At 75.2% G+C, this 13,219-nt stretch carries 12 protein-coding genes; 5 read left to right on the forward strand and 7 right to left on the reverse strand.

Annotated features, from left to right (window positions below; translation table 11 throughout):
* Positions 1–40 precede the first annotated feature (40 nt).
* Positions 41–1,510, forward strand: a complete 1,470-nt coding sequence (locus ACFXGN_RS08120) for an ankyrin repeat domain-containing protein (RefSeq protein ID WP_384855035.1) — start codon at positions 41–43, stop codon at positions 1,508–1,510.
* A gap of 436 nt (positions 1,511–1,946) precedes the next feature.
* Here ACFXGN_RS08120 and ACFXGN_RS08125 read toward each other — a convergent pair whose 3' ends face one another.
* Entirely contained in the window at positions 1,947–2,900 is a 954-nt protein-coding gene (locus tag ACFXGN_RS08125) for an SDR family oxidoreductase (RefSeq protein WP_384855036.1), read from the reverse strand.
* A 1-nt stretch (position 2,901) separates the two neighbouring features.
* Complete coding sequence (locus tag ACFXGN_RS08130) at positions 2,902–3,666, reverse strand: SDR family oxidoreductase (RefSeq protein WP_384855038.1); 765 nt, start codon at positions 3,664–3,666, stop codon at positions 2,902–2,904.
* Positions 3,667–3,732: 66 nt separating this feature from the next.
* Between ACFXGN_RS08130 and ACFXGN_RS08135 the strand changes: the two genes are divergently transcribed.
* From ACFXGN_RS08135 to ACFXGN_RS08150, 4 genes are read left to right on the forward strand one after another with little or no spacing between them, the layout of a single operon-like run.
* A complete protein-coding gene (locus tag ACFXGN_RS08135) occupies positions 3,733–4,482 on the forward strand; it encodes an enoyl-CoA hydratase family protein (protein ID WP_384855041.1) in 750 nt (249 codons plus the stop codon).
* Positions 4,479–5,333 (forward strand): CoA transferase subunit A, encoded by an 855-nt coding sequence (locus tag ACFXGN_RS08140; protein WP_384855044.1) that lies wholly within the window; start codon positions 4,479–4,481, stop codon positions 5,331–5,333. Before ACFXGN_RS08135 ends, ACFXGN_RS08140 begins: the two co-directional genes overlap by 4 nt.
* Complete coding sequence (locus ACFXGN_RS08145; protein ID WP_384855046.1) at positions 5,330–6,043, forward strand: CoA-transferase subunit beta; 714 nt, start codon at positions 5,330–5,332, stop codon at positions 6,041–6,043. The genes ACFXGN_RS08140 and ACFXGN_RS08145 overlap by 4 nt, the downstream gene beginning before the upstream one ends.
* A complete protein-coding gene (locus ACFXGN_RS08150; RefSeq protein WP_384855048.1) occupies positions 6,040–7,107 on the forward strand; it encodes an NAD(P)H-dependent flavin oxidoreductase in 1,068 nt (355 codons plus the stop codon). Before ACFXGN_RS08145 ends, ACFXGN_RS08150 begins: the two co-directional genes overlap by 4 nt.
* Before the next feature lie 151 nt (positions 7,108–7,258).
* On the opposite strand, the gene ACFXGN_RS08155 is transcribed toward ACFXGN_RS08150, so the two are convergent.
* The 5 genes from ACFXGN_RS08155 to ACFXGN_RS08175 all read right to left on the reverse strand — a co-directional run bounded on the left by ACFXGN_RS08155 (position 7,259) and on the right by ACFXGN_RS08175 (position 13,189).
* On the reverse strand, positions 7,259–8,917 hold the full coding sequence (locus ACFXGN_RS08155; protein WP_384855051.1) for a DEAD/DEAH box helicase: 1,659 nt from the start codon (positions 8,915–8,917) through the stop codon (positions 7,259–7,261).
* A gap of 400 nt (positions 8,918–9,317) precedes the next feature.
* Positions 9,318–10,475, reverse strand: a complete 1,158-nt coding sequence (locus ACFXGN_RS08160; protein ID WP_384855054.1) for an acetyl-CoA C-acetyltransferase — start codon at positions 10,473–10,475, stop codon at positions 9,318–9,320.
* Positions 10,476–10,526: 51 nt separating this feature from the next.
* Positions 10,527–11,129, reverse strand: coding sequence for a TetR/AcrR family transcriptional regulator (locus ACFXGN_RS08165; RefSeq protein WP_366443118.1), 603 nt, complete (start codon positions 11,127–11,129; stop codon positions 10,527–10,529).
* Positions 11,130–11,261: 132 nt separating this feature from the next.
* Positions 11,262–12,056, reverse strand: a complete 795-nt coding sequence (locus ACFXGN_RS08170) for an SDR family oxidoreductase (RefSeq protein WP_384855057.1) — start codon at positions 12,054–12,056, stop codon at positions 11,262–11,264.
* On the reverse strand, positions 12,053–13,189 hold the full coding sequence (locus tag ACFXGN_RS08175; RefSeq protein WP_384855059.1) for an acyl-CoA dehydrogenase family protein: 1,137 nt from the start codon (positions 13,187–13,189) through the stop codon (positions 12,053–12,055). The genes ACFXGN_RS08170 and ACFXGN_RS08175 overlap by 4 nt, the downstream gene beginning before the upstream one ends.
* Positions 13,190–13,219: the final 30 nt, after the last annotated feature.

Raw genomic sequence — 13,219 nt, forward strand, 5'->3', positions numbered from 1 at the left:
CGATTTGCGCCGGGACCCGACGACGGGTCAGGGTCGGCCCATGAGCACGCTGTTCGACGCGATCCTGGACGGGGACGAGGACGGGGTCGTACGCGCCCTGCGGGAAGGGGCCGGACCCGACTCCCGGGAGGACGGCGAGACCGCCCTGTACCGGGCGGCCGTCGGCGACGAGGCCGCGATCGTACGGATCCTGCTCGCCGCCGGGGCCGATCCCGGCCGGAACAGCGGCGAGGACGGCGGGGACCTGCCCCTGTGCGGCGCGGCCTGCGGCGGGCACGCCGAGGTCGTCCGCGCCCTGCTCGCGGCGGGCGCGGCGGCCGACCAGGAGGAGGCCTACGGCTTCACGGCCCTCGCCTGGGCCCTGCGGCTCGGGCACGCCGAGACCGCCCGGGTGCTCCTGGAGCACGGCGCCGACCCCGACCGGCCGGGACCCGACGGGGTCCTCCCCCTCGTCGCCGCCGCCCGGCGCGGCTCCACCGGCTGCGTACGGGCGCTCCTCGACCACGGGGCCACGGCCCGGGAGGCCGCGCTGCGGGAGGCGCGGCGCTGGATCGGCGCGGACATCGCGGCCGAGCTGCGGCGCGGCCTCGTCGCGGGCCACGACGGCGGGGAGACCTACGAGGCGGTCGTCCGGCGGGTCCGGGAGGACGGCGGGCTGACGGTCGTCGTCGAACTGCTGCGGGAGAACGGGGCGCCGGGCCGCGGCGACGACCGGCAGACCGGGCACGCGGCCATCGCCACGCTCCTGGAGGCGGCGCTGGGGCTGCGCACCCCGCACGAGGAACTGGCCGCGCGGGCGCTGCGCTGCGGCGAGCCGGAGTTCGACGACTGGACGACGGCGGTGGCCGAGCTGACGGCCCGTGGCGACGAGGAGACGTTCGTGACGGCGGCGGCCTGGTGCGCGTACCGCGATCCGCTCCGGCGCGCCCTCGGCGCCCGGGTCCTCGGCGCCCTGCCGGGCTTCGGGGCGGGCGCGGTGCCGGTGCTGCGGCGGCTCGCGGCGGAGGCGGGCGGCCCGGCGCGGGAGCCCGCCCTGTCGGTGGTGACGGCCCTGGGCACCTGCGCCGAGCCGTCGGCCGTGCCCGAGCTCCTGGCGCTCGCCGGGCATCCCGATCCGGTGGTGCGGCGCTCGGTGGCGGGGGCGCTCGCCGGGATCGTGCCCGCCGGGCACGTCGAGGCGCTGGGGGTGCTGCTCGCGCTGAGCCGGGACGGTGACGCGCGGGTACGGGACTGGGCGACGCTCGCCCTCGCCGAACTGCCCGACGACACCCCGCTCGTACGGGAGGGGCTCGCGGAGCGGCTCGCCGACAGCGACCCGGAGACGGCGGCGGAGGCGGCGCGCGGGCTCGCGATCCGTCAGGACCCGCGCGCCGTGGACGCCCTGGCCTCGGTCCTCGCGGACGGCGACCCGGAGGGCCCGGCCCGCGAGACGGCCCTGGCGGCCCTGGAGTACCTCCACGACCCCCGGGTCAGGACCCGCCTGGAGTGGATGCGGCCACGACGCTCCTGAGGGGCCGGGGAGGAGCTCCGCGCTTCCGATCCCGCCCGGCGGGGGCCAGCTGTCCCGCCTGCGGCCCGCGCGGCTCCCCGCGTGGAGCCGACGCGGGGCGGTGCGCCTCCGTCAGGTCCCGGTTTCCGGCCATGGCTCCGGGCTCCGGGGAGCTGAGGCGGCCCCCGTGCGGCCACGCGGCCCCCACATGGACCCGACGCGGGGCAGTGCGCCTCCGTCCGGTCCCGGTTTCCGGTTTCCGGCTCCCGACTCCGGGCTCCGGGCTCCGGGGAGCCACAGCCCGGTGGCCCCCGTGCGGCCACGCGACACCCCGCGTGGACCCGACGCGGGGCGGTGCGCCTCCATCAGGCTCCGGCCACGGCCCCGGGCTCCCGGCTCCCGGCTCCCGGCTCCCGGCTCCGGGGAGCTGAGGCCCAGCGGCCCAGCCCGCCCGTGCTCAGGCCCCGTACACCGGGTGGGGCGGTGTCGCCGTCGCCAGGAGACGGCGGGCCGTCTCGCCCGCTTCCGCCGGGGTGCGGCGGGCGCCCTTGTCGGCCGTGGGGCCCGGACGCCAGCCCTCCATGACGGTGAGACGGCCGCCCTCGGCCTCGAAGACCCGGCCGGTGACGCCCTCCGACGCGGCCGAGCCCAGCCACACCACCAGCGGCGACACGTCCTCGGGCAGTGCGTCGAGGCCCTGGAAGACCTGCTCGGTCATCCGGGTCCTGGCCGCCGGGGCGACCGCGTTGACCTGCACCCCGTACCGGGCCAGTTCCGCCGCCGCGACCAGGGTGAGGCCGACGATCGCGGCCTTGGCCGCGGTGTAGTTTCCCTGTCCGACGCTGCCGAGCAGCCCCGCGCCCGAGGTGGTGTGGACGATCCGGGCCACCGGGGTCCGGCCCGCCTTCGCCTCCGCCCGCCAGTGCGCGGCGGCGTGCCGGAGCGGCAGGAAGTGGCCCTTGGCATGGACCCGCATGACGGCGTCCCAGTCGTCCTCCTCCAGGTTGACCAGCATCCGGTCGCGGAGGAAGCCCGCGTTGCTGACGAGGGTGTCGAGCCGTCCGTAGGCGTCGAGGGCGGCGGCGACCAGGGAGGCGGCGCCCTCGACGGTCGCGACGTCCCCGCCGTGGGCGACGGCCTCGCCGCCCAGGGCCCTGATCTCCTCCGCGACCGCCGTCGCCGGACTGTCGGGGCCGGGGCGGCCGTCGAGGCCGACCCCCAGGTCGTTGACGACGAGCCGGGCGCCCTCGGCGGCGAAGGCGAGCGCGTGCGCCCGGCCGAGCCCCCGGCCCGCCCCGGTCACGACGACGACCCGGCCGTCGCACAGCCCCGGGCCGGTGGAGGCGCCCGTGCCCGTACCGACGCCTGTCTCCGTACCCGTACGCGTACCCGTGTCCGTACCGATGTCCATGTCAGCTCTCCTTGTTCGCGGTGGCGGCGTCGAGGAAGGCGGGGCGTTCGCCGCCCCCGTGCACGAGGAGCGAGGCTCCCGAGACGTAGGCGGCCCGGCCGGAGGCGAGGAAGACGGCGGCCTCCCCGATCTCGTCGGGTTCGGCGAGCCTGCCGAGCGGTACGGTCCGGCCGACGGCGGCGATCCCGGCCGCGTCGCCGTAGTGCAGGGCGGACAGCTCGGTCCGCACCATGCCGAGGACGAGGGTGTTGACCCGCACCTCGGGGGCCCATTCGACCGCCATCGAGCGGGCCAGGTTCTCCAGGCCCGCCTTGGCCGCGCCGTAGGCGGCGGTGCCGGGGGACGGGCGGGTGCCGCTGACGCTGCCGATCATGACGACCGCGCCGCGCGAGGCCCTGAGCAGCGGGCGGGCGGCGAGACTGACGACGAGGGGCGCGGTGAGGTTGAGCGCGAGCACGCGCGCGTGGCGCTCGGCCTCCCCTTCGTCCAGGGGCCGGTACGGGCTGCCGCCCGCGTTGTTGACGAGGACGTCGAGCCGTCCGTACCGCGCGGCGAAGGCGGTGAGGAACTCCTGTACGGCGGTGGGTTCCCGCAGGTCGAGCGGGTGGAAGTCGGCGGCCCGGCCCGCCGCTCCGACCGGCGCCTCCGGGGGTCTGCGGGCGCAGACGGCGACCCGGGCCCCGGCCCGCAGGAAGGCGCGGGCGATGCCCGCCCCGACGCCCCGGGTGCCGCCGGTGACGAGCACGACCCTCCCGTCCAGCTCCATCGGCTGCTACCTTCCTCCTCAAGAGTTACCTAACAAACGTTTGGTGGAAAGGTAGCTGATCCGCCCATGGGTGTCTGCACCTCTCGCCCCGCTCCCGGCGTGGCCCTGGTCACCGTCGACTTCCCACCCGTCAACGCCCTGCCCGTCAAGGGCTGGTACGCGCTCGCCGACGCCGTCCGCACCGCGGGGCGCGACCCGGAGGTCCGCTGTGTCGTCCTGACCGCCGAGGGCCGCGGCTTCAACGCGGGCGTCGACATCAAGGAGTTGCAGCGCGATCCCGGGCACACCGCCCTGATCGGCGCCAACAGCGGCTGCGCCGAGGCCTTCGCCGCCGTGTACACGTGTGAGGTCCCGGTCGTCGCGGCGGTCGCGGGACACTGCCTCGGCGGGGGTGTCGGACTCGTCGGGAACGCCGACGCGATCGTCGCCGCCGACGACGCAGTCTTCGGACTGCCCGAGCTGGACCGGGGCGCGCTCGGCGCCGCCACCCATCTGGCCCGGCTGGTGCCGCAGCATCTGATGCGGACGCTCTACTACACGGCGCGGACCGTGACCGCCGCCGAACTGCGGGCCCACGGCTCGGTGTGGGAGGTCGTCCCCCGGGCCGGTCTCCTCGACGCGGCCCTCGCCCTCGCCGGGGAGATCGCCGCCAAGGACGGCGGTCTGCTGCGGCTGGCCAAGGCGGCGCTCAACGGCATCGACCCCGTGGACGTGCGGCGCAGCTACCGCTTCGAGCAGGGCTTCACCTTCGAGGCCAACCTCAGCGGGGCCGCCGACCGGGTCCGCGCTTCCTTCGGCAAGGAGAACTCCCCGTGACGGACAAGACCATGACCCCGGAGGAGGTCGTCGGCCGGCTCCGCTCCGGCATGACGGTCGGGATCGGCGGCTGGGGCTCCCGGCGCAAGCCGATGGCCCTGGTGCGAGCGCTGCTCCGGTCCGAGATCACCGATCTCACGGTGGTGTCGTACGGCGGCCCTGACGTCGGCCTGCTCGCCGCGGCGGGCCGGATCCGACGGCTCGTCGCCCCCTTCGCCACCCTGGACTCCATCCCCCTCGAACCCCACTTCCGGGCCGCCCGCGAGCAGGGCCGGATCGCGATGACCGAGTACGACGAGGCCATGTTCATGTGGGGGCTGCACGCCGCCGCCAACCGGCTGCCCTTCCTGCCCGTCCGGGCCGGACTCGGCTCCGACGTGATGCGGGTCAACCCGGAGCTGCGGACCGTCACCTCGCCGTACGCCGACGGCGAGGAGTTCGTCGCCGTCCCCGCCCTGCGCCTCGACGCGGCCCTCGTCCACCTCAACCGCGCCGACCGGCTCGGCAACGGCCAGTACCTGGGCCCCGACCCCTACTTCGACGACCTGTTCTGCGAGGCCGCCGACACCGCGTACGTCTCCTGCGAGCGGATCGTCGACCGCTTCGGCCCCGGCACCGTGCCCCAGACCCTCCTGGTGAGCCGCCACAGCGTCACCGGGGTCGTGGAGACCCCGAACGGCGCCCACTTCACCTCCTGCGTCCCCGACCACGACCGGGACGAACCGTTCCAGAGGCTCTACGCCACCACCCCCTGGCCCGAGTTCGCCGCCCGCTTCCTGTCCGGCAAGACCGAGGACGACTACCAGGCCGCCGTCCGCGCCTGGCACGACGAGCGCGAGGAGCAGCGGTGACCAGCCGAGCCGAGTACTGCGTGATCGCCTGCGCCGAGGCCTGGCGCGACAACGGCGAGGTCCTCGCCAGCCCGATGGGGCTCGTCCCCTCCTTCGGGGCCCGTCTCGCCCGGCGCACCTTCTCCCCCGACCTCCTCCTCACCGACGGCGAGGCCCTGCTCGTCGGCCCCGAGGGGGAGCCCGAGGGCTGGCTGCCGTACCGCAGGCATCTGGCCATGGTCACCGGCGGCAGGCGGCACGTGATGATGGGCGCCAGCCAGATCGACCGGTACGGCAACCAGAACATCTCCTGCGTCGGCGACTGGGAACGGCCCACCCGCCAGCTCCTGGGGGTGCGCGGGGCTCCCGTGAACACCCTGAACAATCCGGTGAGCTACTGGGTGCCGAAGCACTCGCGCCGGGTCTTCGTCGAGCGCGTCGACATGATCTGCGGCGTCGGGTACGACCACGCCGTCGGCCCCTACCACCGGCTCCCCCGGGTCGTCACCGACCTCGCCGTCCTCGACTTCGAGACCCCCGACCGCTCCATGCGGCTGGTCTCCGTCCACCCCGGCGGCACCGTCGCCGAGGTCCGGGCGGCCACCGGCTTCCCGCTCGCGGCCGACGGCGACGTCCCGTACACCCGCGAGCCCACCGACGAGGAACTGCGGCTGATCCGGGAGGTCATCGACCCGCGCGGGCTGCGGGACCGGGAGGTCGCGCCCCGATGAGGACCGCCCTCACCGAACTCACCGGCGTCCGCCATCCGATCGTGCAGACCGGCATGGGGTGGGTCGCGGGACCCCGGCTCGTCTCCGCCACCGCGAACGCGGGCGCGCTCGGCGTCCTCGCCTCCGCCACCATGACCACGGACCAGCTGCGCGCCGCCGTCCGCGAGGTGCGCTCCCGCACCGACCGGCCCTTCGGGGTCAATCTGCGCGCGGACGCGGGCGACGCCCGCGAGCGGGTCCGGATCATCGTGGACGAGGGCGTACGGGTCGCCTCCTTCGCCCTCGCCCCGACCCGCGACCTGATCGCCGAGCTGAAGGACGCGGGGGTCGTCGTGATCCCCTCGGTCGGCGCCCGGCGGCACGCCGAGAAGGTCGCGGGCTGGGGCGCGGACGCGGTCCTCGTCCAGGGCGGGGAGGGCGGCGGCCACACCGGCGAGGTCGCCACGGGGGTGCTGCTGCCGCAGGTGGTCGACGCCGTCGGCATCCCGGTGATCGCGGCGGGCGGCTTCCGCGACGGACGCGGGCTGGTCGCCGCGCTCGCCCACGGGGCGGCGGGCATCGCCATGGGCACCCGGTTCCTGCTGACCTCCGACTCGACCGTGCCGGACGCCGTCAAGGCCCGCTATCTGGCCGCCACCGTCCAGGACGTCACCGTCACCACCGCCGTGGACGGGCTGCCGCACCGGATGCTCCGCACCGAGCTGGTGGCGTCCCTGGAGAACGCCGGACGGGCCCGCTCCCTGGTCCGGGCGGTACGGCGGGCGGCGGGCTTCCGCCGTCTCTCCGGGCTCTCCTGGCCCGCGATGGTCCGCGACGGGCTCGCCCTGCGGCACGGCAAGGACCTGACCTGGAGCCAGATGCTGCTCGCCGCGAACACCCCGATGCTGCTGCGGGCGTCGATGGTCGAGGGGCGCCCGGACCTGGGCGTGATGGCCGCCGGGCAGGTCGCGGGCCTGATCGACGACCTGCCGAGCTGCGCGGAGCTGGTCGACCGGATCATGGCCGAGGCGGACGAGGTGCTGCGGGCGCTGCCGCGCCCGGCCCCCGCCCCGGCCGGACCCTGACCCGAGGGCCCGGGGGCGTCCGCCCGGTCCGGGCGGTCCGAGCGGACGCGTGAGGGCCCGGCGCGCCTGGTGCGCGCCGGGCCCTCACGAGTGGCTCGTGCCTACGGATGGCTCGTGCCTACGAGTGGCTCGTGCCTACGGGTGCTCGTGCCTACGAGTCGGACTGCCTCGGCCGGGAGGGCCGGGAGCCGCCGCCCGCGCCGCGCGAGCGGCCCGTGCCCGTGGCCGGGCGTCCGCCGCGCGCCGTACCGGCCGACGCGGACGCGCCGCGCCCGCCGCCCGTGGCGGAGCCCCGGCCGCCGCCCGTACCCCGTCCCGTACCCCCGGCGGAACCGGAGGTACGGCCGGTGGCCGCGCCGGAGCCGCCGGTGCCACCGGTGGCGGGGCGACGGCGGCGGCGGTTGCCGGAGGCGGCACCGCCCGCGCCGCCGGAGCCCGCGGGCCTGCGCGGCGGGGTCGGCTGCGGGGTCTCGATGACGATCGGGACGCCCGAGGGCTCCCGCGCGCCGGTCAGCTCGACGAGCTGCTCGTCGCTGGACTTGATCTGCGCGGTCCGGGGGCTGATGCCCGCGTTCGACATCAGACGGCCCATGTCGCGCTTCTGCTCGGGCAGCACCAGGGTGAAGACGCTGCCGGACTCACCGGCACGGGCCGTACGGCCGCCCCGGTGCAGATAGTCCTTGTGGTCCATCGGCGGGTCCACGTTCACGACCATGTCGAGGTCGTCGACGTGGATGCCGCGCGCCGCCACGTTCGTCGCGACGAGCGCGGTGACCTGCCCGTTCTTGAACTGGTCCAGGGTCCGGTTGCGCTGCGGCTGCGAACGGCCGCCGTGCAGTCCGGAGGCCCGTACGCCGTTGGCGAGGAGCCGCTTGACCAGCCGGTCCACGGACCGCTTGGTGTCCAGGAAGAGGATGGTCCGGCCGTCGCGGGCCGCGATCCGCAGCGTGACGGCCTTCTTGTCGGTCTCGTCCATCACGTACAGGACGTGGTGCTCCATGGTGGTGACCGCACCGGCCGACGGGTCGACGGAGTGCACGACCGGGTCGTCGAGGAACATCTTGACCAGCCGGTCGATGTTCCGGTCGAGGGTGGCCGAGAACAGCAGCCGCTGCCCGCCCGGCTCGACCTGCTTCAGGAGCTTCGTGACCTGCGGCAGGAACCCCATGTCGGCCATCTGGTCGGCCTCGTCGAGGACGGTCACGGCGACCTGGTCGAGACGGCAGTCGCCGCGCTCGATCAGGTCGTGGAGACGGCCGGGGGTGGCGATGAGGACCTCGACGCCGCGCCGCAGCGCGGAGGACTGGCGGGTGATCGACATGCCGCCGACGACCGTGGCGATCCGCAGCCGCAGCGGGTTGGCGTACGGGGTGAGCGCGTCGGTCACCTGCTGGGCCAGCTCGCGGGTGGGCACCAGGACCAGGGCGAGCGGCGCGGTCGGCTCGGCGCGGCGGCCCGCCGTCCGGCCGAGGAGCGCGAGCCCGAAGGCGAGGGTCTTGCCGGAGCCGGTACGGCCCCGGCCCAGCACGTCGCGGCCCGCCAGCGAGTTCGGCAGGGTTGCGGCCTGGATCGGGAACGGCTCCGTGACTCCCTGCTCGCCCAGGGTCCGCAGCAGCGCCTCGGGCATGTCGAGGTCGGCGAAGGCGGCCACCGGCGGGAGCGCGGGCGTCACCGTCTCCGGCGGCGTGAACTCGCTGGGCGGCGGGGGCGCCGTGGGACGGCGACCGCCCCGGGAGGCCTTCGGCTGGGACGTGGAATTCGCCCGGTCGGGGCGGGGGCTGCGCTTGCGGGGGCGCTCGGAGCGGGTCATGCGTGCCTTTCTGGCCGGTGCTCGCGGCACAGCCGGGGCCCGCACCCTGCAGGTGCGGGCCCCGGCTGTGTCACCCGGAACACGCGACACGAGCCCCGGACGTCTCTACCGGAACAATAGTGCGCCTCGGGACCTTCCCGCCCCGCCCGCCCGATGCCCGGACGGATCGCACCTGACCAGGACGGTGCGACGTGGGCGAGGTCACACGTCCGGGACGGTCACGGACCGTCGGCGGCCGGTCACGGGCGGTCGGCGAGGGGTGCCGCGACCCGTCACGGGCAGGTCGGTCACGAGGTGGCGCGACCCGTCACGGGCGGTCGGTCACGAGGTGGCGCGACCCGTCACGGGCAGGTGGCGGCGGCCCCGTCGCCGTGGCCCTTCGCGGGCGCACCGGCGGCCGTCAGAGCCGTTCGACGATCGTCACGTTCGCCTGGCCGCCGCCCTCGCACATGGTCTGGAGGCCGTACCGGCCGCCCGTGCGCTCCAGCTCGTGGAGGAGGGAGGTCATCAGCCTGGCCCCGGTCGCGCCGAGGGGGTGGCCCAGGGCGATGGCGCCGCCGTTGACGTTGACCCGGTCGGGGTCGGCGCCGGTCTCCTTGAGCCAGGCGAGGACGACCGGCGCGAAGGCCTCGTTGATCTCGACCAGATCGATGTCGTCGATGGTCAGTCCGGTCTTCTTGAGGGCGTGGGCGGTCGCCGGTATCGGCGCGGAGAGCATCCGGATGGGGTCCTCGCCCCGGGCGGAGAGGTGGTGGATCCGGGCCCGGGGGGTGAGCCCGTGCTCCCGTACGGCCCGCTCACCGGCCAGGAGCAGGACGGCGGCGCCGTCGGAGACCTGGGAGGAGCAGGCGGCGGTGATGGTGCCGCCCTCGACGACGGGCCGCAGTCCGGCCATCTTCTCCGCGCTGGTGTCCCGGCGGGGCCCCTCGTCGACGGTGACCTCCCCGTACGCCACGGTCTCCCGTACGAAGCGGCCCCCGTCGATCGCGCGGAGCGCCCGCAGGTGCGAGCGCAGGGCGAACTCCTCCTGGTCGCGGCGGGTGATCCGCCACTTCTCGGCGATCAGCTCGGCGCCGTGGAACTGGTTGACGGGCGCGTCGCCGTACCGGGCGCGCCAGCCCTCGCTGCCGTGGAAGGGGCCGCCGGTGAGGCCGAGGGGTTCGGCGGCCTGCCGGGAGGCGAAGGCGATGGGGATCATCGACATGTTCTGGACGCCGCCCGCGACGACCAGGTCCTGGGTGCCGGAGAGGACGGCCTGGGCGGCGAAGTGCACCGCCTGCTGGGAGGAGCCGCACTGCCGGTCGACGGTGACGCCGGGGACCTCCTCGGGGAGCCCGGCGGCCAGCCAGGCCGTGCGGGCGATGTCGCCCGCCTGCGGTCCGACGGTGTCGAGGCAGCCGAGGACGACGTCGTCGACGGCCGCCGGGTCGATGCCCGCGCGGGCGACGAGCTCCTTCAGCGCGTGGGCGCCGAGGTCGGCCGGGTGCACGGCGGCGAGGCCGCCGCCCCGGCGGCCGACGGGGGTGCGGACCGCTTCGACGATGTAGGCCTCGGGCATGGCGACTCCTCCGGTGGGACGGCTGGGGCCCGCCCGATCGTCCTGGTCGGGTCAGGCGGGGTGTCCGGTGCGTACGGCGATCCCGTCCAGGACCATCGACAGGTACTGGCGGGCGATCTCCTCGGGGCTGTGCAGTCCGCCCGGCCGGTACCAGGAGGCGGCGACCCAGACGGTGTCGCGGACGAACCGGTAGGTGAGGCGGACGTCGAGGTCGGCGCGGAAGGCCCCGGAGGCGACGCCGCGCTCCAGGGTGCCGAGCCAGGCCTTCTCGAACTTGCGCTGCGAGTCGGTGAGGTAGTGGAAGCGGGGCTGGTCGGTGAGGTGCCGGGACTCCTTCTGGTAGATGGCGACGGCGGCGCGGTGCCGGTCGATCTCCCGGAAGGACTCGGTGACGAGGGCCTCGATGGTCTCGCGGGGGCCGAGTCCGGCGTCGAGGACGGTGTCGTACCCCTGCCAGAGCTCGGTCAGGAAGGTGGAGAGGATCTCGTCGAGCATCGACTCCTTGGAGTCGAAGTGGTAGTAGAGGCTGCCGGCGAGCATTCCGGCGGCGTCCGCGATCTTGCGGACGGTGGTGGCGTTGTATCCCTGGGCGGCGAAGACCTCGGCGGCGGTGTCGAGCAGTTCGCGGCGCCGTTCGGGCGCGGCGGCGTTCATCCGCTTCTTCCCGCCGGTCGTCGGCCCGCCCGCGTCGCCGCGGTCGCCGCGACCGCTCCGGTCGCTGAGGTCGCCCCGGTCGCCCGTCGGCTGGTTCTTCTTGTCGGTGGTCGGCACGCCTCCATTCTGGTCCTACGGGTGCTGGCTGCTGACGGAGACCGTCTCGCCGGTCATGTAGGAGGAGTAGCCGGAGGCGAGGAAGACGATGACGTTGGCGACCTCCCAGGGTTCGGCGTAGCGCCCGAAGGCCTCCCGCTCGGTGAGTTCGTCGAGGAGTTCGGCGGTGGTGACCTTGGCCAGGTGGGGGTGGAGGGCGAGGGACGGGGAGACTGCGTTGACGCGGACGCCGTACGCGGCGGCCTCGACGGCGGCGCAGCGGGTGAGGGCCATGACCCCGGCCTTGGCTGCGGCGTAGTGGGACTGTCCCGCCTGGGCGCGCCAGCCGACGACGGAGGCGTTGTTGACGACGACGCCTCCGGTGCCGGACGCGCGGTAGCGGCGCAGCGCGGCGCGGGTGCAGCGGAAGGTGCCGCCGAGGGTGACGCCGAGGACGCGGTCCCACTGGTCGTCGGTCATGTCGGCGAGCTCGGCGGTGCCGCCGAGTCCGGCGTTGTTGACGAGGACGTCGAGGCGTCCGTGGAGGCGTACGGCGGTGTCGAGGAGGGCCTGGACCTGGGTCTCGTCGGTGACGTCGCACGGCTGGGCGGCGACGGCCCCGGGGCCGAACTCGGCGGCGAGGGCGGTCTCGGTCTCCTTGAGGCGCCGGGTGTGGGCGTCGCTGAGGAGGACGCGGGCGCCTTCTTCGAGGAGGCGGCGGGCGGTGGCGCCGCCGATGCCGGCTCCGGCGGCGGCGGTGACGACGGCGGTGCGGCCGGTGAGGAGGCCGTGGCCGGGTTCGTAGGGGGGCGGGGGCTGTCTCGGGGTCACGGCCGCGGCTCCTTCGGGAGGCCGAGCACCCGCTCGGCGATGATGTTCCGCTGGATCTCGCTGGATCCGGCGTAGACGGTGTCGGCGCGGGAGAAGAGGAACAGGCGCTGCCGGTCGTCGAGTTCGTAGGGGGCGGCGGTGGCGAGGGTGGCGGCGGGGCCGCCAATCTCCAGGGCGAGTTCGCCGAGGTCGCGGTGCCAGTGGGACCAGCCGAGCTTGGCGGCGGAGGGGTCGGTGCCGCACAGGGCTCCGGCGCGCAGGGCTTCGAGTCCGGCCCAGGCGTGGACGAGGCGGTCGCGGACGGCGGGGTCGGCGGCGGCGCCGTTGCGGCGGGCGAGGGCGACGAGGGCGTCGAGTTCGCGGCGGAAGCCGACCTGCTGGCCGAGGGTGGAGACGCCCCGCTCGTAGCCGAGGGTGGCCATGGCGATCCGCCAGCCGTCGCCGGGGGCGCCGACGACATGGGCCGCTTCGGTGGTGGCGCCGTCGAAGAAGACCTCGTTGAACTCGCTGGTGCCGGTGAGCTGGACGATGGGCCGGATGTCGACGCCCGGCTGGTCCAGCGGGACGAGGAGGTAGGAGAGTCCGGCGTGCCGCCGGGAGCCGGGGGTGGTCCTGGCGAGGACGAAGCACCACTGGGCCTCGTGGGCGAGGGAGGTCCAGATCTTCTGGCCGTTCACCACCCACCGGCCGTCCTCCAGGGTCGCGCGGGTGCGGACGGCGGCGAGGTCGGATCCCGCGTCGGGTTCGCTGTAGCCCTGGCACCAGAGTTCCCGGGCGGCGCGGACCGGGGGCAGGAAGCGGGCCTTCTGTTCCTCGGTGCCGTGGTCGATGAGGGTGGGGCCGAGGAGCTGTTCGCCGATGTGGTTGACGCGGGCGGGGGCGTCGGCGAGGGCGTACTCCTCGTGGAAGGCGATCTGCTGCTCGATGCTCGCGCCGCGTCCGCCGTACTCCTCCGGCCAGCCGACGCAGGTCCAGCCGTGGTCGGCCATGTGCCGTTCCCAGGCGAGCCGTTCGGCGAAGACCTCGTGCTCGCGGCCGGGTCCGCCACGGCCCCGGAGGGCGCCGAAGGAGCCGCTGAGATGGGTCTTCAGCCAGCCCCGTATCTCCGTCCGGAACTTCTCGACGCTGCTCATGGCCGTACGTTAACCTACCAAACACTTGTT

The organism is Streptomyces sp. NPDC059247 (assembly GCF_042754005.1).
Taxonomy (GTDB): Bacteria; Actinomycetota; Actinomycetes; order Streptomycetales; family Streptomycetaceae; genus Streptomyces.

Excerpts from the sequence above, each read along its gene's own strand:
- ACFXGN_RS08175 (WP_384855059.1), bottom strand. The coding sequence starts at position 13,189 with ATGAGCAGCGTCGAGAAGTTCCGGACGGAGATACGGGGCTGGCTGAAG.
- ACFXGN_RS08165 (WP_366443118.1), bottom strand. The coding sequence starts at position 11,129 with ATGAACGCCGCCGCGCCCGAACGGCGCCGCGAACTGCTCGACACCGCC.
- ACFXGN_RS08125 (WP_384855036.1), bottom strand. The coding sequence starts at position 2,900 with ATGGACATCGGTACGGACACGGGTACGCGTACGGGTACGGAGACAGGC.
- ACFXGN_RS08130 (WP_384855038.1), bottom strand. The coding sequence starts at position 3,666 with ATGGAGCTGGACGGGAGGGTCGTGCTCGTCACCGGCGGCACCCGGGGC.
- ACFXGN_RS08120 (WP_384855035.1), top strand. The coding sequence starts at position 41 with ATGAGCACGCTGTTCGACGCGATCCTGGACGGGGACGAGGACGGGGTC.
- ACFXGN_RS08160 (WP_384855054.1), bottom strand. The coding sequence starts at position 10,475 with ATGCCCGAGGCCTACATCGTCGAAGCGGTCCGCACCCCCGTCGGCCGC.
- ACFXGN_RS08150 (WP_384855048.1), top strand. The coding sequence starts at position 6,040 with ATGAGGACCGCCCTCACCGAACTCACCGGCGTCCGCCATCCGATCGTG.
- ACFXGN_RS08155 (WP_384855051.1), bottom strand. The coding sequence starts at position 8,917 with ATGACCCGCTCCGAGCGCCCCCGCAAGCGCAGCCCCCGCCCCGACCGG.
- ACFXGN_RS08135 (WP_384855041.1), top strand. The coding sequence starts at position 3,733 with ATGGGTGTCTGCACCTCTCGCCCCGCTCCCGGCGTGGCCCTGGTCACC.